Source organism: Pseudophaeobacter sp. 1A16562, from assembly GCF_041008785.1.
In the GTDB taxonomy this organism is placed as follows: Bacteria; Pseudomonadota; Alphaproteobacteria; order Rhodobacterales; family Rhodobacteraceae; genus Phycobacter; species Phycobacter gallaeciensis_A.
Genome location: NZ_JAXGFT010000005.1, coordinates 68,426 through 95,403, shown reverse-complemented (window position 1 = coordinate 95,403; position 26,978 = coordinate 68,426). Strand labels below are relative to the sequence as shown.

At 62.6% G+C, this 26,978-nt stretch carries 22 protein-coding genes; 12 read left to right on the top strand and 10 right to left on the bottom strand.

Annotated elements, in window-relative coordinates; all coding sequences use genetic code 11:
• Positions 1–17 precede the first annotated feature (17 nt).
• The 4 genes from SM764_RS08720 (at position 18) to rarD (ending at position 7,146) form a co-directional block, all read left to right on the top strand.
• Positions 18–2,465, top strand: a complete 2,448-nt coding sequence (locus SM764_RS08720; RefSeq protein WP_369001540.1) for a GcvT family protein — start codon at positions 18–20, stop codon at positions 2,463–2,465.
• A gap of 114 nt (positions 2,466–2,579) precedes the next feature.
• A complete protein-coding gene (locus SM764_RS08715) occupies positions 2,580–3,518 on the top strand; it encodes a GlxA family transcriptional regulator (RefSeq protein WP_369001664.1) in 939 nt (312 codons plus the stop codon).
• A 105-nt stretch (positions 3,519–3,623) separates the two neighbouring features.
• Positions 3,624–6,074 carry a GcvT family protein gene (locus SM764_RS08710; RefSeq protein WP_369001539.1) on the top strand — a complete coding sequence of 817 codons (2,451 nt, stop codon included), beginning with the start codon at positions 3,624–3,626 and terminating at the stop codon, positions 6,072–6,074.
• Between the two features lie 154 nt (positions 6,075–6,228).
• Positions 6,229–7,146 (top strand): EamA family transporter RarD, encoded by a 918-nt coding sequence (gene rarD / locus SM764_RS08705; RefSeq protein ID WP_274835260.1) that lies wholly within the window; start codon positions 6,229–6,231, stop codon positions 7,144–7,146.
• A gap of 1 nt (position 7,147) precedes the next feature.
• Here rarD and SM764_RS08700 read toward each other — a convergent pair whose 3' ends face one another.
• On the bottom strand, positions 7,148–7,864 hold the full coding sequence (locus SM764_RS08700) for an SGNH/GDSL hydrolase family protein (RefSeq protein WP_369001538.1): 717 nt from the start codon (positions 7,862–7,864) through the stop codon (positions 7,148–7,150).
• Between the two features lie 38 nt (positions 7,865–7,902).
• Positions 7,903–8,313: a nuclear transport factor 2 family protein gene (locus SM764_RS08695; RefSeq protein WP_368947592.1), complete on the bottom strand. Its 411-nt coding sequence runs from the start codon at positions 8,311–8,313 to the stop codon at positions 7,903–7,905.
• Between the two features lie 108 nt (positions 8,314–8,421).
• On the opposite strand from SM764_RS08695, the gene SM764_RS08690 reads away from it, so the two are divergent.
• A complete protein-coding gene (locus tag SM764_RS08690) occupies positions 8,422–9,075 on the top strand; it encodes an RluA family pseudouridine synthase (protein WP_368947591.1) in 654 nt (217 codons plus the stop codon).
• Here the strand turns inward: SM764_RS08690 and SM764_RS08685 are convergent, their stop codons facing one another.
• The 6 genes from SM764_RS08685 to SM764_RS08660 form a co-directional block, all read right to left on the bottom strand.
• Entirely contained in the window at positions 9,076–9,921 is an 846-nt protein-coding gene (locus SM764_RS08685) for an alpha-1,2-fucosyltransferase (RefSeq protein WP_368947590.1), read from the bottom strand.
• A 399-nt stretch (positions 9,922–10,320) separates the two neighbouring features.
• Entirely contained in the window at positions 10,321–11,865 is a 1,545-nt protein-coding gene (locus tag SM764_RS08680) for an indolepyruvate oxidoreductase subunit beta family protein (RefSeq protein WP_369001537.1), read from the bottom strand.
• Complete coding sequence (locus tag SM764_RS08675) at positions 11,865–14,027, bottom strand: thiamine pyrophosphate-dependent enzyme (RefSeq protein WP_369001536.1); 2,163 nt, start codon at positions 14,025–14,027, stop codon at positions 11,865–11,867. The genes SM764_RS08680 and SM764_RS08675 overlap by 1 nt, the downstream gene beginning before the upstream one ends.
• A 51-nt stretch (positions 14,028–14,078) precedes the next feature.
• Positions 14,079–14,585, bottom strand: coding sequence for a MarR family winged helix-turn-helix transcriptional regulator (locus SM764_RS08670; RefSeq protein WP_369001535.1), 507 nt, complete (start codon positions 14,583–14,585; stop codon positions 14,079–14,081).
• Positions 14,582–16,141, bottom strand: coding sequence for a phytoene desaturase family protein (locus SM764_RS08665; protein WP_369001534.1), 1,560 nt, complete (start codon positions 16,139–16,141; stop codon positions 14,582–14,584). Before SM764_RS08665 ends, SM764_RS08670 begins: the two co-directional genes overlap by 4 nt.
• Before the next feature lie 6 nt (positions 16,142–16,147).
• Positions 16,148–16,939, bottom strand: coding sequence for a cyclase family protein (locus tag SM764_RS08660; RefSeq protein WP_065271831.1), 792 nt, complete (start codon positions 16,937–16,939; stop codon positions 16,148–16,150).
• Positions 16,940–17,058: 119 nt separating this feature from the next.
• Between SM764_RS08660 and SM764_RS08655 the strand changes: the two genes are divergently transcribed.
• The 6 genes from SM764_RS08655 (at position 17,059) to SM764_RS08630 (ending at position 23,810) form a co-directional block, all read left to right on the top strand.
• Positions 17,059–18,630: a phytoene desaturase family protein gene (locus tag SM764_RS08655; protein ID WP_369001533.1), complete on the top strand. Its 1,572-nt coding sequence runs from the start codon at positions 17,059–17,061 to the stop codon at positions 18,628–18,630.
• A gap of 43 nt (positions 18,631–18,673) precedes the next feature.
• On the top strand, positions 18,674–20,200 hold the full coding sequence (locus tag SM764_RS08650; RefSeq protein WP_369001531.1) for an ABC transporter substrate-binding protein: 1,527 nt from the start codon (positions 18,674–18,676) through the stop codon (positions 20,198–20,200).
• Between the two features lie 89 nt (positions 20,201–20,289).
• The gene (locus SM764_RS08645) at positions 20,290–21,300 is read left to right on the top strand and encodes an ABC transporter permease (RefSeq protein WP_274829859.1); all 1,011 of its coding nucleotides are present in this window, start codon (positions 20,290–20,292) and stop codon (positions 21,298–21,300) included.
• Positions 21,293–22,141, top strand: coding sequence for an ABC transporter permease (locus tag SM764_RS08640; protein WP_368947585.1), 849 nt, complete (start codon positions 21,293–21,295; stop codon positions 22,139–22,141). The genes SM764_RS08645 and SM764_RS08640 overlap by 8 nt, the downstream gene beginning before the upstream one ends.
• Complete coding sequence (locus SM764_RS08635) at positions 22,138–23,010, top strand: ABC transporter ATP-binding protein (protein WP_274835273.1); 873 nt, start codon at positions 22,138–22,140, stop codon at positions 23,008–23,010. The genes SM764_RS08640 and SM764_RS08635 overlap by 4 nt, the downstream gene beginning before the upstream one ends.
• Positions 23,007–23,810, top strand: coding sequence for an ATP-binding cassette domain-containing protein (locus SM764_RS08630; protein WP_274833060.1), 804 nt, complete (start codon positions 23,007–23,009; stop codon positions 23,808–23,810). Before SM764_RS08635 ends, SM764_RS08630 begins: the two co-directional genes overlap by 4 nt.
• A 90-nt stretch (positions 23,811–23,900) precedes the next feature.
• On the opposite strand, the gene SM764_RS08625 is transcribed toward SM764_RS08630, so the two are convergent.
• Positions 23,901–25,340, bottom strand: coding sequence for an aldehyde dehydrogenase family protein (locus tag SM764_RS08625; protein ID WP_369001530.1), 1,440 nt, complete (start codon positions 25,338–25,340; stop codon positions 23,901–23,903).
• Between the two features lie 284 nt (positions 25,341–25,624).
• Here SM764_RS08625 and SM764_RS08620 point away from each other — a divergent pair, with 284 nt between their 5' ends.
• Positions 25,625–26,278: a peroxiredoxin gene (locus SM764_RS08620; RefSeq protein WP_369001529.1), complete on the top strand. Its 654-nt coding sequence runs from the start codon at positions 25,625–25,627 to the stop codon at positions 26,276–26,278.
• Positions 26,279–26,327: 49 nt separating this feature from the next.
• Here SM764_RS08620 and SM764_RS08615 read toward each other — a convergent pair whose 3' ends face one another.
• Positions 26,328–26,840, bottom strand: a complete 513-nt coding sequence (locus SM764_RS08615; RefSeq protein ID WP_369001528.1) for a P-loop nucleotide/nucleoside kinase family protein — start codon at positions 26,838–26,840, stop codon at positions 26,328–26,330.
• Positions 26,841–26,978: the final 138 nt, after the last annotated feature.

Below are 26,978 nucleotides of genomic sequence, written 5' to 3'. Positions count from 1 at the left end.
AGCAACAGGGAGCGGATATGTCTGATTTTCCATCAAAGGCCCGCGTGGTCATCATTGGCGGCGGCGTTGTCGGCTGCTCGTCCCTGTATCATCTGGCCAAACGCGGCTGGAGCGATTGCGTGCTGCTGGAAAAGAATGAGCTGACCGCGGGATCGACCTGGCACGCGGCAGGCAATGTGCCGACCTTTTCGACCTCCTGGTCGATCATGAACATGCAGCGCTACTCGACCGAGCTGTACGCACGTCTGGGCGATGAGGTCGATTATCCAATGAACTATCACCAGACCGGATCAATCCGTCTGGCGCACACCAAGGAACGCATGCAGGAGTTCGAGCGTGCTGCCGCCATGGGCCGCTATCAAGGCATGGGCATGGAGATCCTGACCCCGGAAGAGGCCAAGGCGCGCTATCCCTTTCTTGAAACGCATGATCTGGCGGGCGCTCTGTATGATCCCAATGACGGTGACATCGACCCGGCGCAGGTGACGCAGGCTCTGGCCAAGGGCGCGCGTGATCTGGGCGCCAAGATCCTGCGTTTCTGCCCGGCGACAGGCGTCACGCAAACCGCTGATGGCTGGATCGTTCACACCGACAAGGGCGACATCGCTTGCGATTACGTGGTGAATGCGGCCGGCTATTACGCGCAGCGGGTGGGGGAATGGTTCAAACCCTACGGCGGGCGCACCGTGCCGATGATGGTGATGAGCCACCAGTATCTTCTGTCCGAGGAAATCCCCGAGATCGAGGCCCATACCAAGGAGACCGGTAAGAAGCTGCCGCTCCTGCGCGATGTGGATGTTTCCTACTACCTGCGGCAGGAAAAACATGGTTTCAACCTTGGACCCTACGAGCCGAACTGCCGCGCCCATTGGGAGACAGAGGCCGACCCCATGCCCGAGGATTTCTCCTTTCAGCTGTGGAACGACGATTTGGACCGGATCGAGGAAATCGTCACCGACGCCATGGAGCGGGTGCCTGCGCTGGCGACCTCGGGCGTGTCCCGCGTAATCAACGGGCCGATCCCCTATGCGCCCGACGGGCTGCCGCTGCTTGGCCCCATGCCGGGCGTGAAGAACGCCTTTGAGGCCTGCGTCTTTACCTTTGGCATCGCGCAGGGCGGCGGCGCGGGCAAGGTGCTGGCGGAATGGATTGTCGATGGGCAGACCGAATGGGACATGTGGTCCTGTGATCCGCGCCGCTACACCGATTACACCGACCATCAGTACTGCGTCGACAAGGGCATGGAGGTCTACGGCCACGAATACGCCATGCACTTCCCCCGCCACGAATGGCCTGCCGGACGCGACCGGAAACTGTCGCCGGTTCATGAGCGGGTCAAGGCGCTGGGCGGTCAGATGGGCGCCTATAACGGCTGGGAGCGTGCCAACTGGTTCGCGAAAGACGACGATGACACCTCCGAGGAGGCGACACGCACCTGGGGCCGTTCCGGTCCCTGGGAGGCGCGCATCCGCGAGGAATGCGAGGCGGTGCGCGATCATTGTGGTGTGCTCGATCTGCCCGGATTTTCCCGGTTCGAGGTCAAGGGTCCCGGCGCGCGCGACTGGCTGCTCGGCAAGATCACCGGCGGCCTGCCCGGACCGGGGCGCATGGGGCTGGCCTATTTCACCGATACACGCGGCCGTATCCTGACCGAGATGAGCGTGATGTGGCATGGCGAGGATCACTATATGCTGATCACCGCCGCCACGGCGCAATGGCATGATTACGATGTGCTCGCCCATGACCTGCCGGAATGGATCACCCTCAGCGACCGGACGAAAGATTTCTCGACCCTGATCGTCACTGGCCCCGCCGCGCGCGAGATCTTCACCGTCATCGGGACCGAGGCGGATCTGTCGCTGCCGTGGCTTTCAGTGCAGAGCGCGCGGGTTTCCGGGCGCGACTGCGGGTTGGCGCGGGTGTCCTTTGCCGGGGAGTTGGGCTGGGAAATCCACGCCGCGCCAGATGATATTCCCGCGCTTTATGAGGCGGTTCTGGAGGCAGGCGCGAAACCCTTTGGCATGTACGCGTTGAATTCCCTGCGGATCGAGAAGGGGTACCGCGCGTGGAAGGGCGACCTGTCCACCGATTATTCGGTCATCGAAGGGGGCCTCGACCGGTTCATTCGACTGAACAAGCCGCATGATTTCCCCGGCAAGGCGGTACTGGCGGCAGAGGCGCAGGATGGCCCGGCCAAACGGTTTGTCACTCTGATTGTCGAGGCGGGTGAGGCGGACGCGCCCTACATGTCCTGCATCTGGAAGGATGGCGAGATCGTGGGCGAGACCACCTCGGGCGATTGGGGATACCGTGTCGGAGCCTCGATCGCGCTGGGCATGGTGCGCAGTGATCTAGCCACGCCCGGCACCGAGTTGGAGGTGGAGATCTACGGACAAATGCACCGGGCCGTGGTCCAGAAGGATGAACCGCTCTGGGATCCGGAAAACGCGCGCCTGCGGGCCTAACGTCCTGTTTGAATGAGGGTACACGGAGTGGATCAGAAGGGTTCGGATCTGAAAGAGGCCTCGCAAGGCTGGCATTTCGACATTCTCGTCTGCGATGGGTTCGTACTGACGGAAATGGCCGCAGTCACCGACACGCTGCGCATTACCAATCGGGTGCTGGCGCGCCCTCTGTTCGACTGGACGGTGCGCTCTGCCTCTGGCGGGCAGATCAGCTGCCGCTCGGGGTTGAGCGTTGACACCCAGTGTTTCGCCGCAAAGCCAGAGGCCGATTTTGCCTTTGTCCTTGGCAATTCCGATCCGGCACATCCGGGCCTGTCGCTGGGCCGGGTGATCCAAAGCTACACCAGCCGCGGCGCGCAGGTCTATCTGCTGGCCGAGGCCGCCGCCCGCCATATCCGCAGCCAGTCCGGAGGAGCAGGGGCGCATACCACCCATTGGGAGAACTCGGACCTGCTGCGTGAACAGCTTGGGCTGGATCTTGGTGCCCATGCGTTGGCCCGTCAGGATGGTCTGGTGGTGACCTGTGCCGGCATGGGCGCCACCACCGATGTGGTTCTGGCCCTTGTTGGGCAGCTGACCTCGGCGGCGGCGCAGGTCACGGTGGCCAATATCCTGCTGCACGACCACATCCGCGATTTTGCCTCGCTGCAACCCTTTGCGGGTCATGCGCCGACCACGTCAGGCGACCGGGATCTGGACGATTGCATCCGCCTGATGCAGGCCAATATCGAAGAGCCGATGCCGATCCGCAGTATCGTCACCGAACTGGGCCTGTCCAACCGCTCGCTAGAGCGCAAGTTCCGGACGTTTTTCGGCACCACGCCAAACGGGTTCTACCGGGAAATGCGGCTCAGCAAGGCGAACAACCTGCTGCTGAACACCACGCTCAGCGTGCGTGAGATTGGCTTGGCCTGCGGATTTCCCAACGGGTTTTCCTCGCTCTACAAATCCGTCTTTGGAATCACCCCCTTTGCCCTGCGCAAACAGCGCTGCACCCGCCCGGTGTCTGAAACCGTCCACAGTGCGCATTCTGGGGCGCCAACGCCGGTTTGAAAAAACGGGTCGGGGATAAGACATTCCCGCGTTTGACGTTTTTGATGCATTTTCTGACGCAAGTCTGTGCCACTCTGATCCGTAAATCGGTTCGGAGAGCATGAGATGAGCGATCTTCCAAAGTCGGCCCGCGTGGTCATCATCGGCGGCGGCGTGGTGGGCTGTTCGGTGGCCTATCACCTGACGAAACTCGGCTGGCAGGATGTGGTCCTGCTGGAGCGCAAACAGCTGACCTCTGGCACCACATGGCATGCGGCCGGGCTGATCGGGCAGTTGCGGGCATCCTCCAACATGACGAAGCTGGCGCGCTATTCCGCCGATCTGTACCTCGGGCTGGAGGAAGAAACCGGCGTTGCCACCGGTATGCGGCAGGTGGGTTCGGTCTCGGTCGCGCTGACCGATGAACGGCTGGAGGAGCTGTACCGAAATGCCGCCATGGCGCGTGCCTTTGGCGTGCTGGTCGAGGAGCTCTCCCCGACCGAAGTGAAAGCGCGCTACGACCATATCAACCTCGATGGCGTCACCGGCGGTGTCTGGCTGCCGACCGACGGTCAGGCGGATCCGGGGAATATCGCGCTCGCCCTGGCCAAGGGTGCCCGCCAGCGCGGTGCGCTGGTCAAGGAGAGGATCAAGGTCACCGGCATTGCCCGCGAAGGACGCCGGGTGACGGGGGTCGATTGGGTCTCCGATTCAGGCTCTGATACAGGGCATATCGCTTGTGACATGGTGGTGAACTGCGCTGGCATGTGGGGGCATGAGGTGGGCCGTATGGCGGGCGTCAACGTACCGCTGCATGCCTGCGAGCATTTCTACATCGTCTCGGAACCGATCCAGGGGCTCAGCCAGATGCCGGTGCTGCGGGTGCCGGATGAATGCGCCTATTACAAGGAAGACGCGGGCAAGATCATGCTGGGCGCCTTTGAACCCAAGGCGAAACCCTGGGGGATGAAGGGCATTCCCGACAGTTTCGAATTCGACCAGCTGCCCGAGGATTTCGATCACTTCGAGCCCATCCTGGAGGCCGCCTGCAACCGGATGCCGATGCTGGCCGATGCCGGGATTCATACCTTCTTCAACGGGCCCGAAAGCTTTACGCCCGACGATGCCTATCACCTGGGACTGGCGCCCGAGATGGACAACGTCTGGGTCGCTGCGGGGTTCAATTCGATCGGGATCCAGTCGGCGGGTGGCGCGGGCATGGCGCTGGCGCAATGGATGCAGGATGGCGAAAAGTCCTTTGACCTGGGCGATGTGGATATCACCCGCATGCATCCCTTTCAGGGCAACAAACACTACCTGTTCGAACGCTCCAAGGAAACGCTGGGCCTGCTTTATGCCGATCACTTCCCCTACCGGCAAAAGGCAACCGCGCGCGGGGTGCGGCGGTCTCCCTTCCATTACCAGCTTGCCGAGGCGGGCGCGGTCTTTGGCGAACTGGCGGGCTGGGAGCGCGCCAACTGGTTTGCCGAGGCGGGGCAGCACCGCGACTATGCCTATAGCTGGAAACGGCAGAACTGGTTCCAGAACTCCGCCGCCGAACACCGCGCGGTGCGCGAAAACGTTGGCATGTACGATATGTCCTCCTTCGGGAAAATCCGTGTGGAAGGACCGGATGCGGAAAGCTTCCTGAACCAAATCTGCGGGGCAAATATGTCGGTGCCGGTGGGCAAGATCGTCTATACCCAGTTCCTGAACGCGCGTGGCGGGATCGAGGCGGATGTGACAGTCACACGCCTGTCAGAAACTGTATACCTTGTTGTGACGCCTGCCCTGACCCGGCTGGCGGATGAGACCCGCATGCGGCGGCTGGTCGGGGATTACCGCGTGACCATTACCGATGTGACCGCGGGGGAGGGCGTCCTGGCGGTCATGGGGCCACGCTCGCGCGAGTTGCTGCAGAAGGTCTCTCCCAATGATTTCAGCAACGCGGTGAACCCTTTTGGCACCGCGCAGGAGATTGAGATCGGCATGGGGCTCGCCCGAGCGCATCGGGTGTCCTATGTCGGTGAACTCGGCTGGGAGATCTATGTTTCGTCCGATATGGCAGGGCACGTTTTCGAGGTGCTGCAGGATGCCGGGCGGGACATGGATCTGAAGCTCTGCGGCATGCATATGATGGACAGTTGCCGGATCGAGAAGGGCTTTCGCCACTTCGGCCATGACATCACCTGTGAGGATCACGTGATCGACGCGGGGCTGGGATTCGCAGTGGACCTGAACAAGTCAGATTTCATCGGCAAGGCGGCCGTTGCCGCGCGCAAGGAGAGCGGCCCAAAGGCCCGGATGCTGCAATTCCGCCTGACTGACCCTGAACCGCTGCTTTATCACAACGAACCCCTGCTGCGCGATGGAGAGATCGTCGGCTATCTCTCTTCGGGTGCCTATGGTCATACGTTGGGTGCTGCCATCGGCATGGGCTATGTGCCCAGTGAAGGGGAAAGCGCTGCCGAGGTTCTGGCCTCTTCTTACGAGATCGACGTGATGGGGACACGGGTGCAGGCAGAGGCTTCTTTAAAGCCGATGTATGACCCGAAATCGGAGCGGGTGAAGGTCTGAATCAGGCTCTAATACGGGCTAATTTGTCATATTCCGGTCTGACGAGCCATGCAGGTGATGGTGCGGCGTGATCTGTTTCGTGATCAATTCCTGTGCGTTTTGGGCATTCCCTTCGCCTGCAAAGCTGCCATAAAGGCCGCGTAGGAGAGCTGCCATGACCACCCATACGCGCGAGAACGTCGACACCCCTCAGGGGTTGGCCTTTGCCATTACGGCCTATCTGCTGTGGGGGTTCCTGCCGCTCTACATGAAGGCGGTGTCGCACATCCCCGCGGCCGAGGTGGTGGCCCATCGGGTGATCTGGTCGGTGCCTTTGGCGGGGGCGCTGCTGATCGTTCTGCGCCGCACCGGCGATCTGCGCGCGGCCCTGCGCAGCCCGCGCACCCTGCTGATGGCCTGCATCACGGCGGTACTGATTTCGGTGAACTGGGGCATCTATGTCTGGTCCATCGCCACCGATCACGCGCTGGATGCAGCACTTGGATATTACATAAACCCCTTGTTTAGTGTCGCATTGGGCGCCCTTTTGTTGGGCGAGCGGCCGAGTCGCACTCAGATGTTGGCGATCGCCTTGGCGGCGGCCGCGGTTGTGGTTCTGACCGTGGAAACCGGCAGCCTGCCCTGGGCTGCGGTCGGTCTGACGTTCAGCTGGGGGTTTTATGCCTTCTTCAAGAAATGGTTGCCGGTCGGCCCCAATCAGGGGTTCCTTCTGGAGGTCCTGATCCTGTCGGTACCCGCGCTGGCCTATCTGTCCTATCTGACCGCCACAGGCACGGGCAGCTTTGGCATCAGCTGGGGGCAAAGCCTGCTGCTGATGGGGTGCGGCGTGGTGACGGCGGTGCCGCTGATCATCTACGCCAATGGTGCCAAGCTGCTGCGGCTATCGACCATCGGTATCCTGCAATATATCGCGCCGACGCTGATCTTTCTGGTCGCCGTCTTTGTCTTTGGTGAGGAGTTCGGCCACGCCCGCATGATCGCCTTCCCGATGATCTGGGCGGCGCTGGTGATCTATTCCATTCCCCTGATCCGTCAGATGCGGCGCAAGCCGAAGGTGCAGAAGGTCACCTGAATCAGGTTCTGATCAAGGGGTTTCCGATCTCTTTCGCCAGCCGGTCCGCCCAAAGCGCATAGGCGTGCGGGTTCGGGTGATAGCCATCCTCGGCGGCCAGCGCCGGGTCACTGGGCAATTCAAACGGCAGATGGTGAAACCCGTCGATCTGCCCGGAGAGGTCTGCAAGCCTGCGATCCAACCGCCGTGCCTGACACCCCAGCGCCCAGGCAAGCGGCTGCGGCAGGGCGGGGAAATGCTCCATCTGTGGCACCCCGCAGACGAGGGTTCTTTGCACGCCAAAGCGATCCGTTAAAAGCCGCGCCAGATCGCGCTGCTGCCGTTCAAACCGCCCCTGCGGGACGGCTCCGGTCACATCGTTCACCCCCAGCGCCAGAACCACTACGTCAAAGGGCTGCGCGGGCAGGGCCTTCAGGCGCTGCAACGTATCTGCCGTGCGATGCCCGGTGGTGGCCTCAAGGCGCCAGTGAACCTGCCACCGGGGCGCCAGCCGCTGCACCAGTTGCCCGGTAAGCGCCTGCTCCTGATGCGCAGCGCCCACACCGGCGGCGGAACTGTCCCCCGCAATCAGCAGCCGCAGCGGCGCACCGGATCCCGCAGTTCCCTGTCGGTCCCCCTCTGGCTCTGGCAGCCGCAACGCCTTGCGCCGGACGCGCAGCCCCTGCGCAATCAACAGCGGGAGCAGCGGCAGGCGCAGGATCTGGTCGGCTGCGATCATGGGTTATCTGCCAATATGTGGCTCTAATATCGGGGATTTCAGCTGAGTGCCTCACGGAATTTCAGGAAGCGCGCATCGGTCTGAACCCGTGCATTCATCGCATCGCGCAGGGCGCCGACGGATTTATAGGGGCGCATGACCACCTCGAAGGTCTCGATCAGCCCGTCATCACCCAGAGTGATCAGATCTACGCCCACGGCGTCGAATTCGCCGATCTTGCACTGGAACTCCAGCGCCCAGTCGTTGCCCTCTCCCATGATCCTGCGATAGCGGAAGTCCGAGAACACTTGCCCCACATGGCCCAGCACCGCCGCCACCGGCGCGCGGCCGGTCCAGGTTTTCCAATAGGTGGGGGGCAGGAATTTCACGTCTTCGGACAGAAGCTCTGCGATCAGCGTCTCATCGCCCTTGGCGACGACCTCCTGCATGCGGGTGATGGTTGGATGCATGGTCTCTCTCCCTTTGTTGATGCGATCCTGCCCTTGCGGCGGTGGGCCGGGCAAGACGGACGTGGCGGGAACTTGCTCCGGCGGCAGCAAGGCAGTAGGCAGGCGGCCATGACGGTATCGAGCGATTACACCCCGCCGCAGGACCCGCTGGAGATCCTGCATCATGATGCGCAGATCCTTGCGGTGAACAAACCTGCGGGATTGCTGAGCGTGCCGGGCCGGGGTGAACATCTCGCCGATTGCCTGTTGGCGCGGGTGCAGCTTGCCTTTCCCGAGGCGCTGCTTGTGCATCGGCTGGACCGCGATACCTCGGGGGTGATGGTCTTTGCGCTGACGCCCCATGCGCAGCGGCACCTGTCAATGCAGTTCGAGAAACGCAGCACGCGCAAGGTCTATGTGGCCCGCGTCACCGGGCGGCTGGAGCCGAAGGCGGGCACGGTGGATCTGCCGTTGATCGTCGACTGGCCGAACCGTCCGCGCCAGATGGTCTGCCATGAGACGGGTAAACCTGCGGTGACCGACTGGCGGGTGATGAAATACGGCGACGGGGAGACTCGTGTGCGGCTGACGCCCAAGACGGGCCGGTCGCACCAGTTGCGGGTGCATATGCTGTCGCTGGGGCACGCCATTCTGGGCGATCCGCTGTATGCCGAAGGCGCGGCGCGGGATTTCCCCCGCATGATGCTGCATTCCGAAGAGCTGCGGATCAAACACCCCGACAGCGAGCAGTCGATGAAGTTCCGGGCCAAGGCGCCCTTCTGATCAGGCGTCGATCCGGTGCCAGCTATCCGGCAGGATATCGGGGTTGTGGAGTTTCGGATCTCCGAACCACTGCGCCGGACCGGTGACGCGTTTCTCCGGGTTCTGGTTCAGCCAGGCCGCCCACCAGGAAAATGAACTGTTGGCGATGATATTGTGCTGGCACAGGGTCATCAGCCGCATGTCCTCGAAATCGGTGTCCGGGCCGTTGAAATCCACCACCACCTTTTCGCAGGGCAGGGGCAGGTTTTCCTTGGCCCAGTCCGGATCGTCGGAGAAGACAAAGACGGTTGGCGTACCCTCCAGCCCCTCCAGAACGCGGGCGAGGGCGGCTTCGTAATAGGCCTGATCGCAAAGCACATGGGCGGCAAGCGCCACGTAATCACCGCGCCGCACGTGCAGTGAGATGGCATTGCTACCTTGGATACGGGCGGCCATGTCGGCGTTCTGCGTGTTGGTGAACTCCGGGAAGCTGAAATCGGCCTGGATGCGGTCGGCGATCGCGGCAAAGTATTTCTCGCTTTGCCAGTAGCCATGCAGATAGCTGTCATCGCCCCAGGTCGCAAAATCGGCGTTGTAGCCAAGGCCGCGTTCGCGCCGGAAAGTTGGAGCGGAGCCAAAGGCGCGCCACAGGGCATAGCGCAGCGGTGCTTCCTTTTTCAGCGGCGGCAGTGGTGCGGGGTCGGTCAGATCGAGATCAAAGACCCGGGTCAGCACGCCTTCGCCGCGCCGCACCGCTTCGCGGCTATCGAGAGCGACAGCCACGCCAAGGCGCTCGGCCAGCGCGCGGGCGGCGGCGTATTGAAACATCTGATTGCCAAGGCGGCCGTGCAGGCGGGCGGTGATCATCGCGGCTGTCTATCCTTGCAAGGGGATCTGTTGCTCCCTGCATATCGGTGCCGCAGCCACATTGGAAGGTCGATAGGGGTAGGATGATCCGATGCGGGGTCGGCGATGCGGCGTCCTCCCGCCCGTCGTTCGCCGTTTTGGTGAAAGGCTGCCTCCCGTTGGGCCCGGCGCCGCGCCCTGCGCGGCGCCCGGCCCCACGCCCCACAGGCGGGCGGGGCCCCGCCCCCGCCTCCGGCGGGCGCGGGCGGTGGCGGCGGTGAGCGGGTGTTTGGGCTGCCGCCCGCCGCCCCGGCGCCCGGCGCCCCCCCGCGCCGCGCCCCCCCGGGCCCCAAGGCCGCAAAGGCTGTCGTGGCACGGCCACGGCATCCTTCGGGCGCGGGAGGTTCTGTCTTTAAGAGGTCAGATAAAGCTTTGGATGGTCTTCAGCGCGCCGTCCAGAGCCTCGCCCTTTTCGTCCTGCAGGGCCGCTTCGCGCAGGCGGGCGACCCATTCGGGACCGTCGTCGCGGGTTTCGACCAGTCGCGCGCCGTCCAGAACCCGGTCGAATTTCGACAGGCCCCGTGTGTGGGTGTCGGAATAGCCCTTGATCAGGCGCCGACAGCGCAGCACTTCCACCGCCATGTCATAGCTGCTGGGCAGATAGCTGATCGCGCGGTTCAACCAGTCGTCCAGATGCGCCTGTTCCAGCGCGTGGCGGCGGCTCTTGCGGCGCCAGCCGCGCAGGCCGCCCATCACATAAAGCAGGGCAAAGCCACGGAAGCGGTCGGTGCGGATGCGGCGGCCCTTGTTGAACAGCCGGTCGAGACGTTTCATCCAGACCGGGCTGGCCTCGATCCGGGCGCCAAGCCCCGCAGGCAGCAGACCGGCGATCTCTTCGGCGCGCGGGTGTAGATAATCGGTCAGGGTCATCAGCTTGTCAGCACTGCCAACCTGATCTTCGATCCGGTCGAACCGGCTGGCGCGGGTTTTCAGATCCGCCACCCGGATCACATCGTCATAGGCCATGGCATTGGCGATGTATTTCGCGGCCTCGCGCGACAGGACATACCCCCGGTCAGCGCTGTCGCGGCCCAGGATGCCTTCGAGCCGGTCCAGATATTCGGCGCCATAGGCGATGTCCTGAAAATCCACAACCTTGCGCAGGCCCGGCAGCGCCAGTTCCTGCACCGCAGCTGGCAGGGCATTGATCCGGTCCAGCAGCGCGCCATAGGCCCGCAGCTTTCCGGCGGATCCCGCAGGTTTCGGCGCTTCGGCGGGGGTGGAGGCGGCTGCAGCCGGGGTCTCTTTCCCGCCCTGGGCCAGATCATAACCGGCGGCAAAGGCACGCAGGCTGGCCTCGACTCCCTTGCCCCCGGCCCGGATTGCATCCTCGAAGGCAGCGCGTTTGAAGGGCAGAGCGCCGGATCCGGCCAGTGCACCGAACAGCGACGCGGAGATCACCGAGCCGACACCGACAGCGGCCTGCTCCATATCGGCCATTACCAGCTGCCGCGCGGCGGTTTCGGCGGCGGCGCGCACTTCGGCGGCATCGGCCATGCCGTCGCCCGGCACCATTTTCTCAGAGACTGCCAGCGCCCGGTGGGTCGACGCGATCAGAGTGGTGCGATCCGGGGTGACAAAGCCGCGCATGATGGCGCGCCCAGCTTCCATCATTTCGGCGGCGATCATCACGTCGATGTCGCCCTGCGCCGGTGCGAGGGAGAAGACAGGTGTTGCCACCGATGCAGGCGCCATTTCGATGTAATAGATGGTGGCGCCGGTACGTTGCGCCACGCCCGCGACGCTGGTTGCCTGCGCGGAATAGCCTTCGGCGCGGGCCAGGGATTCGATCCAGTTGGTCAGGACGCCGCCGCCCTGTCCACCGACGGCGAGGATCGCGACCTTGATCACCCCGTCCAGATGGGTGGCGTCTCCACCCGATGCGATTGGCAGTTCGATGGACATCACGCGGCTCCTTCGCTCAGGTCGGTGGAAAAGGTCAGGCGTCGCGCTGCGCGGCGGTTCTGCAGCCAGGAAATCATCCGGTTGCGCAACCCTGCGGTCCAGCGTTCAAAACCGGTCGGGTTATGCACCACGCGGGCCTCGTAGAAGGACGGGCAGAGGATCGCAGCATCAGCGACCTCGCCGCAGTTGCCGCAGCCGACGCAGGTCTGGTCGATATGGGCGACGGGATCGTCGCGCAGCGGGTCGTCCAGTTTCTTCAGCGACAGTGAGGGGCAGCCCGACAGGCGGATACAGGCGTGATCGCCGGTGCAGATATCCTCATCCACGCCAAAGCGGGGCACCTCGACGCGGGTACCGTCCTTGATCGCGGCATTGCGCTGGGGTTTCTCCCGGCGCTGCCGGTTCAGCATGCATTCCGAGGAGGCTACGATCACCTTTGGCCCGTCGTAATCGGTGGTCAGCGCCTCGCGGATGGTGGCGCGCATCTGGGTGACATCATAGGTGCGGTCGATCTGCCGGATCCATTTGACGCCAGCACCCTCCAGCGCCTTGGTGATCGGGTTGTTGGTCGCCTTGCTGGGGTTCTTGGCGCGGCTGGATGGGATGTCCTGCCCGCCGGTCGCTGCGGAATAGTAGTTGTCGACGATGATCGCGACGCTGTCCGATTTATTGAACACCATGTTGCCGATCGAAGAGCTGAGGCCGTTGTGCCAGAAGCCCCCGTCGCCCAGGATCGAGATCGCGCGTTTCTCGCCGCCGCCATCAAAGGCCGCGTTGGAGGCCGGACCAAGGCCATAGCCCATGGTCTGCCCGCCGATTTCGAAGGGCGGCAAGGCGGCAAACAAGTGACAGCCGATATCGGCCGAGATCTGATGCTTGCCCAGCTCCTGCTCCACCAGTTTCATCGAGGCAAAGATGGGGCGCTCGGGGCAGCCGGTGCAGAACCCCGGCGGGCGGATCGGCACGGTCTGGCTGAGGTCGGGAATTTCGGGCGCCGGTTCGTTCGGGGCCAAAATCTGCCCGGGCAACAGATGCGCGGCATAGGTGCGCAGGAAGTCGTCGATCCCGTCCTTCATCACCTGGCCGGTATATTCGCCTGCCTTGGGGAAGGTGCCCTTGCCTTCAAGCTTGGTGCTGCTGCCTGCCTTGTAAAGCATGGCGCCAAGCTGCTGTTCGATGAACTCGGGCTGGCCTTCCTCGATCATCAGGACGGCGTCTTTGTCCTCGCAGAAATCGAGAAGGTCGCTTTGCACCAGCGGGTAGGTCACGTTCATCACGTAAAGCGGCACGTCGGTATTGCCGGACAGGTCCGCAAGGCCAAGGCGTTGCAGGGCGCGGATGACGCTGTTGTACATGCCGCCCAGACAGATCAACCCGACCTTGCCCTCTTTCGGGCCGAACCGTTCGTTGAGGCCGTTTTCAAGGATGTATTTCTCGGCAGCGGGCCAGCGGTTGTCGATCTTGTCGTGTTCGTGCTGATAAGACATCGGCGGCAGTACAACGCGGGAGAAATCCCGCTGCGGGTTGGCCAGCGCATCGCGCACGGTCAGATCGGGCCTCTGGTTGTCGCGGCATTCAAAGGTGCCAGTCACGTGGCAGGATCGGATCCGCACCATCAGCATCACCGGCGTGTTCGACGCCTCCGACAGGCCAAAGCCATCGCCCACGGATTTCACGATCGACGGCAGGTTCGGGCGCGGGTCCAAGAGCCAGAACTGCGATTTCATCGCAAAGGCATAAGACCGCTCCTGCATGATCGAGGAGCCTTCGCCGTAGTCTTCGCCCACCACCACAAGGGCGCCGCCGGTGACGCCCGAGGAGGCGAGGTTGGCCAGCGCATCCGAGGCCACGTTGACCCCGACCGATCCCTTGAAGGTAACCGCGCCGCGGATGGGATAATGGACCGAGGCCGCCAGCATCGCCGCTGCCGCCGCTTCGGAGGCGTTTGCCTCGTAGCGCACGCCGAGTTCGCCGAGCAGGTCCTCGGCATCGGCCAGCACGTCCATCAGGTGCGAGATCGGCGCGCCCTGATAACCGCCGACATAGCCGACTCCGTTTTCCAGCAGGGCCTTTGTGATGGCCAGAATGCCTTCGCCGGTAAAGCTGGTCCCGGCACCTTTGCGCAGGTGCTCTACTTCTGCCTTGAACGACCTTTCGGCCATTGGCGCCTCCTTGGATATCGTTCTGGGGGACCGTCGTGGAAGACGGTCAGGTTAAATCTGGTGTACGCGCACGTTGCGCAGGATGGTTTGCAGGGTGGTCACGAACTGACGCTGCTCTTCGACACTGATGCCGGTGAACATCTGGGCATAGGCTTCGGCGATATGCGGCCAGAGCTTTTCCTGCGTCTCTCGGCCCTTGGGGGCCATGAAGATCCGGGTGGCGCGGCTGTCGTCGGGGTCGGGACGGCGGATGATCAGCTCGTCCTGTTCCAGCTTGTCCAGCGACCGGCTGAGCGTGGATTGTTCGACCACCGCATAGACGGCGAGTTCACGGATCAGCAGCCCGTCGAGCACCGACAGTACGGCGAGGGCGCGCATCTTGGCCGTGTTGAGGCCGAGCGCCGCCATCTCTTCGCGCAAGGACGCGTTGTAGCGGCCCATGATGCGGTTCATCAGGTAGGGGGGGAAGTTTTCCAGCCCGATTTCACCCAGACGGGGCAGCGGTGTGTCCGCCTCCGGTTGGTCTGCCGTGGCCGTGGTGGTGTCGTCCGTGCTCATGCGCCCATCCTTTTTGCAAGGTTGTAGCCGGACCCTCCGCCCAGACCGGGGCCGGGGTGGGTCGCGGCCCCAATCAGATGCAGGTCCTTCACTGCGGTGGCGTTATTGACCGATTGCGGGAAGGGGCGCCAGACAAAGAACTGGTCCAGCGTGCAGGATCCGCCATAGGGATCGCCGCCCACCAGATTCATGTTCAGATCCTGAAGATCGGCAGGGGAGTAAGCGCGGCGGGCCAGTTTGATCTTGTCGAAATCCTTGATGTGACGGGACAGGATCGCCTCGATCCGGTCGGCAAAGGCTTCGCGGGTCGGTTCATCCCACTCCGGCCCGCTGTCGATCTCTTTTGCGGCGTCGCCTTTGATAACGCGGGGGGCGTCGGGGATCTGCAGCCACAGGATTGCCTTGCCATCGGGGCATCGGCTGGGATCCATGCGGTGGGGCTGGCCCACGCAGATCGTGGGCGTTTCCGGCAGCATGCCGCGTTCGGCCTCGTTGGCGGATTTCGAAACGCTGTCGACCCCGTCCGAAAGGTGGATCAGGGCGACGTCTTCCAACCCCTCGCTCAGCCATTCAGGGACGGCATCCAGCGCATAGTGCAGCTGGAAATTGCCACGCCCATGGCGGTAGTTCTTCGCGGCCTCCGGCGCCGTTTCCTGCGGCAGCAGGCGGCCATAGAGTTGCGACGGCGTGACCGAAGCGATGACCGAGGCGCCGCGGATGACTTCCCCGTCGGCGGTTTCGACACCGGTGGCGCGGCCGTTTTCGGTAAGGATACGCGTCACATCGGTGCCGGTACGGATCTCGCCGCCATTGGCGGTGATCAGCCGTTCAAAGGCTTCGGCGGCAGCCCCGGCGCCACCTTTGACCACCGGCGCCCCGGCGGCCTCTAGCGCAAAGGCAATGACGCGGCCCATCTGCCCGGAATAGGTGCTTTCGGGGGTGAGACCGCAATGCAGGACCCAAGGCGCCCAAAGCGCCTGCATGTCTTCGGATCCGTACGAGGCCTCCAGCCAGCCGCGCGCCGGTTGCAGCGCTGCGCCGACCCAGGATTTGAGCCCGTTAAGGCCGCGTTTCCAGGCCTGTTTTGCCAGCAGTTTCGCGGTTCCAGCAGACCAGAGCGGCCCGCCCAGCAAGGCAAAAAGGAAGTCGGCGTCGGCTTCGATGCCGCCCACGTCGCGGCCATGTTGCGCCCCGTCGCCGGGGCTGAGCGCGTCAAAGGCAGCGATATTGGCGGCGCGGTCCATGGTCAGCACGGTGGCGCGGCCATCGGGGCGCAGGACCGCCGTGGGACGGTCCGTGTGACAGAATTCAAGCCCATGTTCCGCCAGATCGCCCGCCAGTTCTGCATAGGCGGGCGAGGTGAGGAACAGGACGAAGGTCGCCGCCATCACATCATGGGAATACCCGGGCAGCGTGATCTCATCGGTGCGCAGGCAGCCTCCGATGCGGTCCGAGCGTTCGAGCATCAGAACCGGTTTGCCCTTGCGGGACAACAGCGCGGCGGCGACCAGTGAATTGATCCCGGTGCCGATGATGATGTGAGGGGCGGCGGCCATCTGCTCTTATCCCTTGGGGACCAACGCCAGCGCGCGGATCGGGCTGCCGGTGCCGCGCTGGATCTTCAGCGGTGCGGCGATCAGGATGGCGCCCTTGGCGGGCAGCTTGTCCAGATTGGCCAGCGAGGCCAGACCAAAGCGGTTGTTGGCGTGCAGCAGGTTATGCGCCGGGAACGGCGGGGTCATGCCACCGGCCATGCCCGCGTCGGTGCCGATGCACTGGCTGCCCCAGCCGACGATGCCCTTGTCGACCAGATACTGGATCACCTCGGCGGTCGGTCCGGGAGTATGCGGGCCGGTTTCGTCAGCGTTGAGGAACTTGGCCTCGTCGTCGGCGTATTGATCCCAGTCGCTGCGCAGGACGACCCATTCACCGGCCTTGATCTCGCCGTGCTCGGCCTCCCAGGCCTTCACGTGGTCGATGGTCAGCAGGAAGTCGGAATCCTCGCCGCATTCCTTGGAGAAGTCCAGCACGTTCACCGGCGCGATCAGGCGCTGCACGTCCAGCGTATCGGTGTAGCCTTCTTCGAAATCCTTGCCGGTGATCCAGTGATGCGGCGCATCAAAGTGGGTGCCGGTGTGTTCGCCCAGCTTCATCCAGTTCCAGGCAAAGAAGGGGCCGTCTTCGTCGTATTCGCTGATCTTGTGGATTTCGACCTTGGGTGTGTTTTTCGCGAAATCTTCCGGCAGCTGCAGGATCGGAGTGTTCGGCCCCAGAACCCCGGTGCAGTCCACCACTTCGATTTCCCCGGTCAAAAGCTTGGCGCCAAGCCCGTCCAATGCGGTTGTTGCGGTCATTATCGCCTCCCGTGTTGTGCGCGGTCTGAAGGTGCCGCTTTTTGCGATGACAAATCCATGCTAGACATAATTACATGCATTTGCAAATATCAATATGTAAAGGATAAAGGAATCTGCCCATGTCAGCGGCGCCGGACGCAGTTATTATCGGAAGCGGTCACAACTCTTTGGCCTGTGCTGCGCATCTGGCGGCAAAGGGCTGGAGTGTGGCCGTATACGAGCGCGCCGAAACGCCCGGCGGGGCAGTAAAAACCGGGGAATATACGCTTCCGGGCTTTCGCCATGACTGGGCCGCGATGAATCTGTCGCTCTTTGCAGGGTCCGCCTTTCATCAGAAATATGCCGAGGAACTGGCCGGGCACGGGCTTGGTTTTGCTCCTGCGGCGGATTGTTTTGCCTCGGTTTTTCCGGATCAGACCTGGTTGGGTATCGGCAATGATACTGCGGCCAATGTGGCGCGAATCGCTGCTGAAAATGCCACAGATGCAAAAGCCTGGGAGGCGTTGAGCGCCGCGTTTCCAGAGCGTGCTGAAACTTTGTTCGCTTTGCTGGGCAGTCCGATCAATAAACGTGCATTTGCATTTTTAGGCTGGAAATCCTGGCGCAAGATGGGCGCTGCCGGGCTGATGGATCTGGGGCAGTTTCTGGCCTCTTCGCCGCGCAGCTGGCTGGAAGAGACATTCGAATCGTCAAAGGTGCGTGCCCTTCTGGCGGCCTGGGGCATGCATCTGGATTTTGCCCCGGACATCGCGGGCGGTGCGCTGTTTCCTTACTTAGAAGGCCAGGTGAACCAGGCGTTTGGCATGGTGCTGGGGCAGGGCGGCGCCGATGGCATCATCAAGGCCATGATCGCCATGATCGAGGCGCGCGGCGGATCGGTGACCTGCGGCGCCGAGGTGTCGCGGATTTTGCACGCGGGCGGGCGCGCCACGGGAATCGAGCTGTCGGACGGGACACAGGTGCAGGCAAAACGGGCAGTGATCGCCAATGTCGCCCCTGCCGCGATGCTGCGCCTGACCGGGGGCACAGCCGACAAACGGTATGATCGCGGGATGGAGAAATTCGCCCATGCGCCGGGGACCATGATGATCCATCTGGCGATGGAGGATCTGCCGGACTGGGCGGCGGGGGACGATCTGAAACGCTTTGCCTATGTGCATATGGCGCCCGAGCTTGACCAGATGGCGCGCACCTATGCGCAGGCCAAGGCGGGGCTGTTGCCGGATGAGCCGGTGATCGTATGCGGCCAGCCCACCGTCATCGACCCCAGCCGCGCGCCCGAGGGCAAGCATGTGCTTTGGCTGCAGGTGCGCATGGTGCCCGGTCAGATCAAGGGCGATGCCGCCGGACAGATCACCGCCACCGACTGGACTGAGGCAGCGCAGCCCATGGCAGAGCGCGCGCTTGATATCCTTGAAACCTATGCGCCCGGCACAAGGGCAAAGATCCTTGGCCAGCATATCGTGACGCCCACCATGCTGGAGGCCGATAACCCCAACCTTGTGGGCGGGGATCAGGTCTGTGGCAGTCACCAGCTCAACCAGCATTTCATGTTCCGGCCCCTGCGCGGGTTTGCGGATGGCTCCACCCCGATCCGTGATCTTTATCACACCGGGGCGGCTGTCTGGCCCGGAGCGGGAACCGGAGCCGGGGCGGGATACCTCCTCGGGCAAAAACTGGCCGGCACCTAATCACAACAACATGTCGGCCTTCCAACCAACAGGGAAAAGCAAAATGAAATTGACAAGACGCACTTTACTTCAGAGCACCGCCGCCAGCGTGGCGCTTGCCGGGGCCAGCCTGCCCAGCTTTGCCGCCGGGATCGAAGAGCTGGTGATCGCCTATAACGTCAACCTGCCCAGCTGGGACCCGACCGTCGGTCCCTCGGCGGTTAACCCCACGATCCAGGGCATCTATCAATCGGTGTTTGATCTGTTCATTCCGCAGAACCCGGATCTGTCCTTCGGCTCGGGGATCATCACCGATTATGGCTGGAACGATGACAAGACAAAGGTCTGGATGGATGTGCGCGAAGGCGTCACCTGGCACAATGGCGATCCCCTGACCCCCGAGGACGTGGTCTGGTCGCTGGAACGCGCGGGCAACCCCGAGACCGGCAACCCGATCCAGTTCATCTGGGGCAAGATCGGCAATTTCTCCATCGAGGGGAACCGCGTCACCGCGGACGTGCTGGCCTATGAGCCGACGATCTTCAAATGGATGAGCTTCCTGACCGGTTATATCCTGCCCAAGAAATACTACGAGGCAGTCGGCGCCGATGGCTTTGAGGCCGCGCCTGTGGGCACCGGTCCCTATATGGTTGAAAAGTTCGAGCGCAACGCATTCGTGCGCCTTAAGGCGAACGAGAATTACTGGGGCGGCGCGCCCGAATTCAAATCCGTCACCATCAAGTTCGTGACCGATGCCGCCAGCCGCGTGGCAGAGGTGGAATCGGGCAACGCCCATGTGACGCTGGAAATGCCCTATGAGGAATTCGACCGTCTGAAGGAAAAGTCGGGCATCATGGGCACCGCCGCGCCGGTGTCGGATATCGGCATGATCTTCATCAACGATATCGAAGTGATGACCGATCCCAACGTGCGCATGGCCATGGCCCATGCCATCGACAAACAGCTGATCATCGACCGGCTGCTGTCCGGCTATGGCGTGGCGATCGACACGCTGCAGACGCCCGATTACGTGGGCTATGACGAGACGATCAAGGTCGCCTATGATCCGGAGAAGTCCAAGGAGCTGCTGGCGGCCTCTGGCTATGGTCCCGACAATCCGGTGAAATTCACTATCCAGACCACCCGCGGGTTCAAACCCAAGGATTACGAGATCATCCAGGCCATCGTTGGCCTGTGGCGCCGGGTCGGTATCGAGGCCGAGATCGAAGTCTACGAGATTGCCAAACACTACGAGTTGCGCGCGGCGGATACATTGGCGCCTGCGGCCTTCTACAACTGGGGCAACTCGATTGGTGATCCCACCACTTCGACCGGCTTTGCCATGTTCGGCCCCTCGCCGCATTCGGTCTGGGACGGTGAGGAGCTTATGCAGAAGATCCTGCCGCTCTGGGGTGAATCGGACGAGGACAAGCGGATTGCGGGCTGGAAGGACGTGGACCGTTTCATCGCCGAGAATGCGCTGGTGATCCCGCTGCTGCAATATGTTCAGCCGATCCTGCACAGCGATCAGGTGAAGGTGGTGCCGCATGCCTCGGGCGCGCTGTTGCCGCATCTGATGACACGGGCCTGATCCCTCTCTCCCTTGGTTGCGGGGCATCGGTCTGATTGTGCCGGTGCCCCGCGGCCCTTTTTCACGACCTCATAGAACGAAGGTAGACAATGCAGATCCTGCGCAGAATGATCGCGCGGCTGGCGGCCACTATGGTGACGCTGGTTGGTGTGGCGATCATCGTCTTTGTGGTTATCCGCGTGGTGCCGGGCAATCCGATTGCCATGATGCTGCCGCCGGGGGCCACCGATGCGGATATCCAGCGGCTTCAGGCGCTTTACGGTTTCGACAAATCGATCCCCGAACAATTCCTGATCTGGGCCTCTGGCGTGCTTCAGGGGGATTTCGGAACCTCGATTTCCCTGCGCCAGCCGGTGTCCGAACTGGTGCTGGGCCGTCTGCCCGCCACGTTGGAACTATCAGTAATGGCGCTGGTAATCGCGGTAATCCTTGGCGGCACCATGGCGTTGACCGCGACGCTTTACCGGGGCACGCGCGTCGAAGGTGCGATCGATGTGGCCGGGGGCATGGCCCTGTCGGTGCCCGACTTCCTGTGGGGGCTGGTGCTGATCCTGCTGTTTGGCGTGCTTTGGCCGCTGTTTCATATTTCGGGCCGGGTGTCGCCCTCGCTGGGGTTCGAGTTCCAGTCGAATTTCTATCTCTGGGAAAGTTTCATCCGACTGAGGTTCGATGTCTGGGCCGATATCGTCGCCCATATGTTCATGCCCGCGCTGGCGCTGGCGATCCCGCTGGCGGCGATCATCTCGCAGCTGCTGAAACAGTCGCTGAAGGAAACCATGCATCTGGATTACGTGACCTTGGCGCGCACCAAGGGCTACGCCGAGACCAGCATCATCACCCGCGAGGCGTTGCCCAATGCGATCCTGCCGACGCTGACTCTGGTTGGCGTGCAGTTCACCTTCCTGATTGGCGGCACGGTCATCGTGGAGCGGCTGTTTTCTTACGAGGGGCTGGGTAACATGGCCATTGATGCGGTGATCAACCGCGATCTGCCACTGATCCAGGGCATCGTGATCCTGTTCGCCCTGATTTTCACCGTGGTCAATCTGGTCGTCGACATGACCTATGCCGCCCTGAACCCGAGGCTCCGCCATGCGTGATACCCGAGCACATACCCGCAAACCGGGCCTGCGCCTGTGGCTGTCCGGGGGCTGGATCAGCCTCCTGGTGCTAGCAGCCCTGCTGGCGCCCTGGATCAGCCCGCACGACCCACTGGCGCAGGATCTGTTCGCAGGCCGAATGCCGCCCTTCTGGGAGACGGGCGCCGATCCAAATTACTGGCTGGGTACCGATTCCCTGGGCCGCGATGTCCTGAGCCGCATTCTGCACGGCGCCCGTCTGGCGCTGAGCGTCGCGCTGATCGCCGGGGTGCTGACCTGTCTGATTGGGGCCACGCTGGGGCTGATCGCTGGCTATTATGGCGGCTGGGCGGATCTGTTGATCTCACGCCTTGTGGACATCTGGATGGCCTTCCCGCCGGTTCTGTTCGCGATCTTGCTGATCGCGGTTCTGGGCACTGGCATGACTTCGATTATCATCGCCATCGTGGTGATTGACTGGACCCGTTTTGCCCGGGTGATCCGGGCCGAAGCGATGAGCCAGGGCAAGATGGATTACGTCGCCTCGGCACAGGTTGTGGGGCGCACCCGGTTCGGCACCGCGCTGACGGAAATCCTGCCCAACGTGCTGCCGACCATCGTGGCGCTGCTGACGCTGGAGATGGGCATCGCGATCATCGTCGAGGCGATCCTCAGTTTTGTGAACCTGTCGATCTCCACCGATGCGCCCACCTGGGGCGGGATGATCGCCGAGGGGCGCACCTCGGTCCATCAGGCCTGGTGGGTTCTGGTCTTCCCGCTGGTCGCCCTGTTTTTCACCGTTCTCAGCTTCTCGCAGCTTGGCGAGGGTCTGAAGGACCATTTCGATCCGGTGCTGCGATGAGCTTTCTGTCCATTCAAGACCTGACCGTGCGCCTCAGGGGCAATGTGCCGATCTTGCGGCGTGTGTCGCTCGATGTGGCGGCGGGTGAATCCCGCGCCCTTGTCGGCGAAAGCGGCGCAGGCAAATCCATGATCGGCAAATCGGTGCTGGGCACCCTGCCGCAGGCGCTGGGAATCACCGGCGGGCAGATCATCTTGGAAGGCGAGGATCTGGGCCAGCTGTCACCGCGCGCGCGCCGCCAGAGGATTGGCGCCAAGGTCGCCCTGATCCCACAGGATCCGCTGACCGCGCTGAACCCTTCGCGCCGGGTGGGGCCGCAGATCACCAACCGGCTGGTGGATATCCTTGGCTGGTCGCGCAAGGCCGCCGAGGCCCGGGCGCTGGAGCTTTTGGAAGAGGTGCATATTCCCGATCCCGCCCGCGTCATGCGCGCCTATCCGCACGAGCTGTCCGGCGGTATGCGCCAGCGGATCCTCATCGCCTCCGCCTTTGCGGCAGAGCCGAAGCTGATCATCGCGGATGAGCCGACGACCGCGCTGGATGTCACCGTGCAGAAGCAGATTCTGCGGCTGATCTCGGACATGCAGCAACGCCATGGCACCGCGCTGTTGTTCGTAACCCATGATCTGGGCGTGGTCTCCAAGGTCTGCCAGACCATGACCGTGCTCTACTCCGGCAAGGTGGTCGAGGACACCAAGGTGCGTGATTTCTTCGCCAACCCGGGGCATCCCTATTCGGCGGCCTTATTGGCGGCGACGCCGAAATACACCGATCCGGACGGCAGTCTGACCCCGGTCCCCGATGCGGTGATCCGCGCGGTGGAGGAAGAGGTTGCGGCCTTTGACCGACAGATGGAGGGCTCGGCATGAGTGATGTGATCTATGATGTGAAGGATCTGCGGCTCAGCTTTCCGGATATGTCGCGCAAGCCACTGCTGGGTCCCGCGCCCCGGATCGAGATCCTCAAGGGGCTGACCTTCCAGATCCCCAAGGGTGAGGTTTTGGGCATCGTCGGTGGCTCCGGCTCGGGCAAATCCACGCTGGGGCGGGCGCTGATCCGGTTGATTGAACCGGACAGTGGTCAGATTTCGTTTGAGGGGACAGACATCACCCATATGTCAGAGGAGGCCCTGCGCCCCCTGCGGCGGCGGTTCCAGATGATCTTTCAGGATCCCCTGTCCTCGCTTAACCCGCGCCGCCGGGTGGGGGGGATCATCGCCGGTCCCTTGCGCCTGCATGGGTTGGAGGGGATCGACGCCCGCGTAAATGAGGCGCTGGATATGGTGGGCCTGCCACGCAGCTTTGCCAGCCGCTATCCGCATGAATTGTCCGGTGGGCAGCGTCAGCGCGTCGGTATCGCCCGCGCCATCGCCCTGCGCCCCGATTTCATCCTCGCGGATGAGATCGTCTCGGGGCTGGATGTCTCCAGTCAGGCGCAGGTGCTGAACCTGCTCGAAGAATTGGTGCGCGAGCTGGGCCTGACGCTGGCCTTCATCAGCCACGATCTGTCGGTGATCCGCCGCCTGTGCAGCCGCATTCTGGTGCTCTATCAGGGTGAGATCGTTGAAAACGCCGCCACGGCGGACCTGTTCGCTGCGCCGACTGCGCCCTACACGCAAGAGCTGCTGTCTGCGATCCCGCTGCCCGATCCCGATCAAGTTTGGGCGTAACGGGGAGCTGCAAGACCCTGTGCACCGCACAGGCAAAAGAAAAGCCGCCCCGGGTAGGAGCGGCTTTTTTAATTTTATAGAGGTTGAAAATCAGTCGGTGGACCAGCCGCCGACGGCCTTGATTTCCAGGAAATCCTCGATCCCGAAGATACCGCCTTCACGGCCGTTGCCGGACTGCTTCATGCCACCAAAGGGCGCACCGGGAGAGCGGGACTGGCCGTTCATTTCCACCATACCTGAGCGCAGCACACGGGCCATGCGGTTGGCTTTGGCGCCGTCCTGGGTCTGCACATAGTTGGTCAGACCATAGGGCGTGTCGTTGGCGATCTCGACGGCTTCTTCCTCGGTTTCAAACGGGATGATCGACAGGACCGGGCCAAAAATCTCTTCGCGGGCGATGGTCATCTGGTTGTTCACATCGGCAAAGACGGTCGGTTTGACGTAAAAGCCCTTGTTGAAGCCTTCAGGGCGACCGGTGCCACCGGCGACAAGGCGCGCGCCTTCGTCGATGCCCTGCTGGATCAGGTCCTGGATCTTGTTCCACTGGGTTTCATTGACCACGGGGCCGATGTGGCGACCTTCCTCGGACGCCGGGCCGACGGTGACCTTGGCGGCAACTTCGGCAGCGGTGGCCACGGCCTGATCGTAGATGCCTTTCTGAACCAGCATCCGCGAGGGCGCGTTGCAGCTTTGGCCGGTGTTGTTCATCATGTGCAGCACGCCACGCTTGACCGCTTTTTCGTCGGCATCGTCAAAGATCACGTTGGCGCCTTTGCCGCCCAGTTCCAGATGCACCTTCTTCAGGGTGTCGGCGGCCGCCTTGGAGATCGCGGTGCCTGCGCGGGTCGAGCCGGTGAAGGACACCATGTCCACATCCGGGTGCGAGGACAGCTGCGAGCCGACGCCGGCGCCATCGCCGTTCACCAGGTTGAAGACACCGGCGGGGAAACCGGCCTCGTCCATCAACTCGGCAAAGATCATCGCATCCAGCGGGCTTTCCTCGGAAGGTTTCAGAACCATGGTACAGCCCGCGATGGCCGCGGCGCCCACCTTGAGGGTGATCTGGTTCATCGGCCAGTTCCAGGGCGTGATCAGGGCGGCAACACCGACGGCTTCGTAGATGATGCGGTCGTTCTGGAAGCGGTCGCTCAGGGGGCGTTCAAATTCAAACGCCTTGGCCGCGCGGACAAAATTCTTCAGGTGGAAGATGCCGGCGCCAACCTGCTGGGTGCGGGACATCTCGATCGGGGCGCCCATCTCGGTGGACATGGCCTGGGCCAGATCTTCGCCGCGGGCCTGGTAAACCTCGATCAGCTTTTCCACCAGCGCGATCCGCTCTTCTACCGGGGTCGCCATCCAGCCGGGCAGGGCGGCCTTGGCAGCGGCAACGGCGGCATTGGTATCGGCTTCGGATCCCAGGGAAATCACTGCACAGGGTTCTTCGGTGGAAGGATCGATGACATTGTGATCCTTGGCTGCCGCAGGAGCAACCCATTGGCCATTGATGTAAAAGTCGCGTTTCTCGATCATGTCCAGATCTCCCAAATCAGACGTTTCGCCAGTTTGTACCGACGCTTTCGCGCGCCACTGTGTCACTGCCTTGACCCTTGGGCAAGACCACATTCACATAATTTGATCAAATTATGTGAGGCGGGTTTTCGCGGATAAACCCAGGGTTTTCCGTTTTGTCGCAGGTGATTGGCACTTTTGTGCTGGTCTTGACGCCGCAGGGGTTTAACCTGCGCTGCGATTGATTACCTTGCGTAGCAAGGTACGTATTGAAAACTGAATGTGAACGCAGAGAGGAGACCGTCATGGGTTTGCGCATCAACGATGTGGTTCCGAATTTCACCGCCGAGACCGATCAGGGCACCATCACCTTCCACGACTGGATCGGGGACAGCTGGGCGATCCTGTTTTCCCACCCCAAGGATTTCACCCCGGTCTGCACCACTGAATTCGGTGCCGTGGCGCAGCTGTCCGAGGAATGGGCCAAGCGCAACACCAAGGTGATCGGCGTGTCCGTTGACGGTGTCGAGGACCACAAGAAGTGGAAGGGCGACATCGAAAGCTACGCCAAGACTCCGGCAGGCTTCCCGATCATCGCGGACGAAGGGCTTGCCGTGTCCAAGGCCTTTGACATGCTGCCCGCCGAAGCCTACCTGCCCGACGGCCGCACCCCGGCCGACAGCGCCACCGTGCGCTCGGTCTTCATCATCGGCCCGGACAAGCAGCTGAAACTGTCGATGACCTACCCGATGTCGGTGGGCCGCAACTTCGCCGAGATCCTGCGCGCGCTGGACGGTCTGCAGATGGCGACCGGCAACGGTGTTGCCACCCCCGCCAACTGGGTGCCGGGCGAAGACGTGATCATCCCGCCGACCGTGTCGAACGAAGACGCCAAGGCCAAGTTTGGTGAGTTCGAAACCATCTTCCCCTACCTGCGCAAGACCAAAGCGCCGGAATAAGTCGGAAGACCATTTTGAAGTTCAGCAAAGGGGCCGTTTGGCCCCTTTGTCATTTCGGTTGTGCCTTTTCGGGTGTGGTGTGAAACACAATATTGAACCCTTCCTGCGGCATGGGCAGGGCAAAGTGTTTCGAGAACTGGTGAAACTGTTCTTCGGTTGCCGAGAATGGATGATCGCCACTGGCATTTCGCGCACGCAGCCGGGTGAGGCAGACTTCTTCCGGGACATCCAGCACATGCAGTTGATGGTTTGCACTAGTCCTGTCGAGAATGCCGCGCATCCAGGCGCGTTGCTGGATCGTATTTGCGGCGAAATCCAGCACCACGGAAACCCCTGCGTTGAGCAGGTCGATGACATGAGGCGCCACGGTCTCGCGTAGCCGCCCGGTGCAACGCAGGTAATCGGTCCCGGTTTCTATCTCACCGAGGAAGAGAGTGTTCAGCCACTGGTCCTCGGCAATGCGTACGGCCTTGTCTTCGCGCGTCAGGTGATCGGCGAGAGTGGATTTGCCAGAGGCGATCTTGCCGCACAGAATGTGCAGCGTCGGAAGTGTTTGAGACATTTCAGAAACCCTTGAAGGCGCGCGCAGGTTCTATGTGGCGCGCATATGTTGTTCAGCGTTCGACCACCCGGCCCGACTGTCAGGCCGGGACGGTAATTCGCGCGCAGCGCGGCAGGGGGAATGTCTGAACAAGGGGTG

Bases quoted from the DNA above. Each gene is read 5' to 3' on its own strand.
- SM764_RS08635 (WP_274835273.1), top strand. From the start codon at position 22,138: ATGAGCTTTCTGTCCATTCAAGACCTGACCGTGCGCCTCAGGGGCAAT.
- SM764_RS08620 (WP_369001529.1), top strand. From the start codon at position 25,625: ATGGGTTTGCGCATCAACGATGTGGTTCCGAATTTCACCGCCGAGACC.
- SM764_RS08670 (WP_369001535.1), bottom strand. From the start codon at position 14,585: ATGAGCACGGACGACACCACCACGGCCACGGCAGACCAACCGGAGGCG.
- SM764_RS08680 (WP_369001537.1), bottom strand. From the start codon at position 11,865: ATGTCCATCGAACTGCCAATCGCATCGGGTGGAGACGCCACCCATCTG.
- SM764_RS08640 (WP_368947585.1), top strand. From the start codon at position 21,293: ATGCGTGATACCCGAGCACATACCCGCAAACCGGGCCTGCGCCTGTGG.
- SM764_RS08700 (WP_369001538.1), bottom strand. From the start codon at position 7,864: ATGATCGCAGCCGACCAGATCCTGCGCCTGCCGCTGCTCCCGCTGTTG.
- SM764_RS08695 (WP_368947592.1), bottom strand. From the start codon at position 8,313: ATGCATCCAACCATCACCCGCATGCAGGAGGTCGTCGCCAAGGGCGAT.
- rarD (WP_274835260.1), top strand. From the start codon at position 6,229: ATGACCACCCATACGCGCGAGAACGTCGACACCCCTCAGGGGTTGGCC.
- SM764_RS08615 (WP_369001528.1), bottom strand. From the start codon at position 26,840: ATGTCTCAAACACTTCCGACGCTGCACATTCTGTGCGGCAAGATCGCC.
- SM764_RS08625 (WP_369001530.1), bottom strand. From the start codon at position 25,340: ATGATCGAGAAACGCGACTTTTACATCAATGGCCAATGGGTTGCTCCT.
- SM764_RS08655 (WP_369001533.1), top strand. From the start codon at position 17,059: ATGTCAGCGGCGCCGGACGCAGTTATTATCGGAAGCGGTCACAACTCT.
- SM764_RS08710 (WP_369001539.1), top strand. From the start codon at position 3,624: ATGAGCGATCTTCCAAAGTCGGCCCGCGTGGTCATCATCGGCGGCGGC.
- SM764_RS08645 (WP_274829859.1), top strand. From the start codon at position 20,290: ATGCAGATCCTGCGCAGAATGATCGCGCGGCTGGCGGCCACTATGGTG.
- SM764_RS08720 (WP_369001540.1), top strand. From the start codon at position 18: ATGTCTGATTTTCCATCAAAGGCCCGCGTGGTCATCATTGGCGGCGGC.
- SM764_RS08715 (WP_369001664.1), top strand. From the start codon at position 2,580: ATGGCCGCAGTCACCGACACGCTGCGCATTACCAATCGGGTGCTGGCG.
- SM764_RS08630 (WP_274833060.1), top strand. From the start codon at position 23,007: ATGAGTGATGTGATCTATGATGTGAAGGATCTGCGGCTCAGCTTTCCG.
- SM764_RS08690 (WP_368947591.1), top strand. From the start codon at position 8,422: ATGACGGTATCGAGCGATTACACCCCGCCGCAGGACCCGCTGGAGATC.
- SM764_RS08660 (WP_065271831.1), bottom strand. From the start codon at position 16,939: ATGACCGCAACAACCGCATTGGACGGGCTTGGCGCCAAGCTTTTGACC.
- SM764_RS08650 (WP_369001531.1), top strand. From the start codon at position 18,674: ATGAAATTGACAAGACGCACTTTACTTCAGAGCACCGCCGCCAGCGTG.
- SM764_RS08675 (WP_369001536.1), bottom strand. From the start codon at position 14,027: ATGGCCGAAAGGTCGTTCAAGGCAGAAGTAGAGCACCTGCGCAAAGGT.
- SM764_RS08685 (WP_368947590.1), bottom strand. From the start codon at position 9,921: ATGATCACCGCCCGCCTGCACGGCCGCCTTGGCAATCAGATGTTTCAA.
- SM764_RS08665 (WP_369001534.1), bottom strand. From the start codon at position 16,141: ATGGCCGCCGCCCCTCACATCATCATCGGCACCGGGATCAATTCACTG.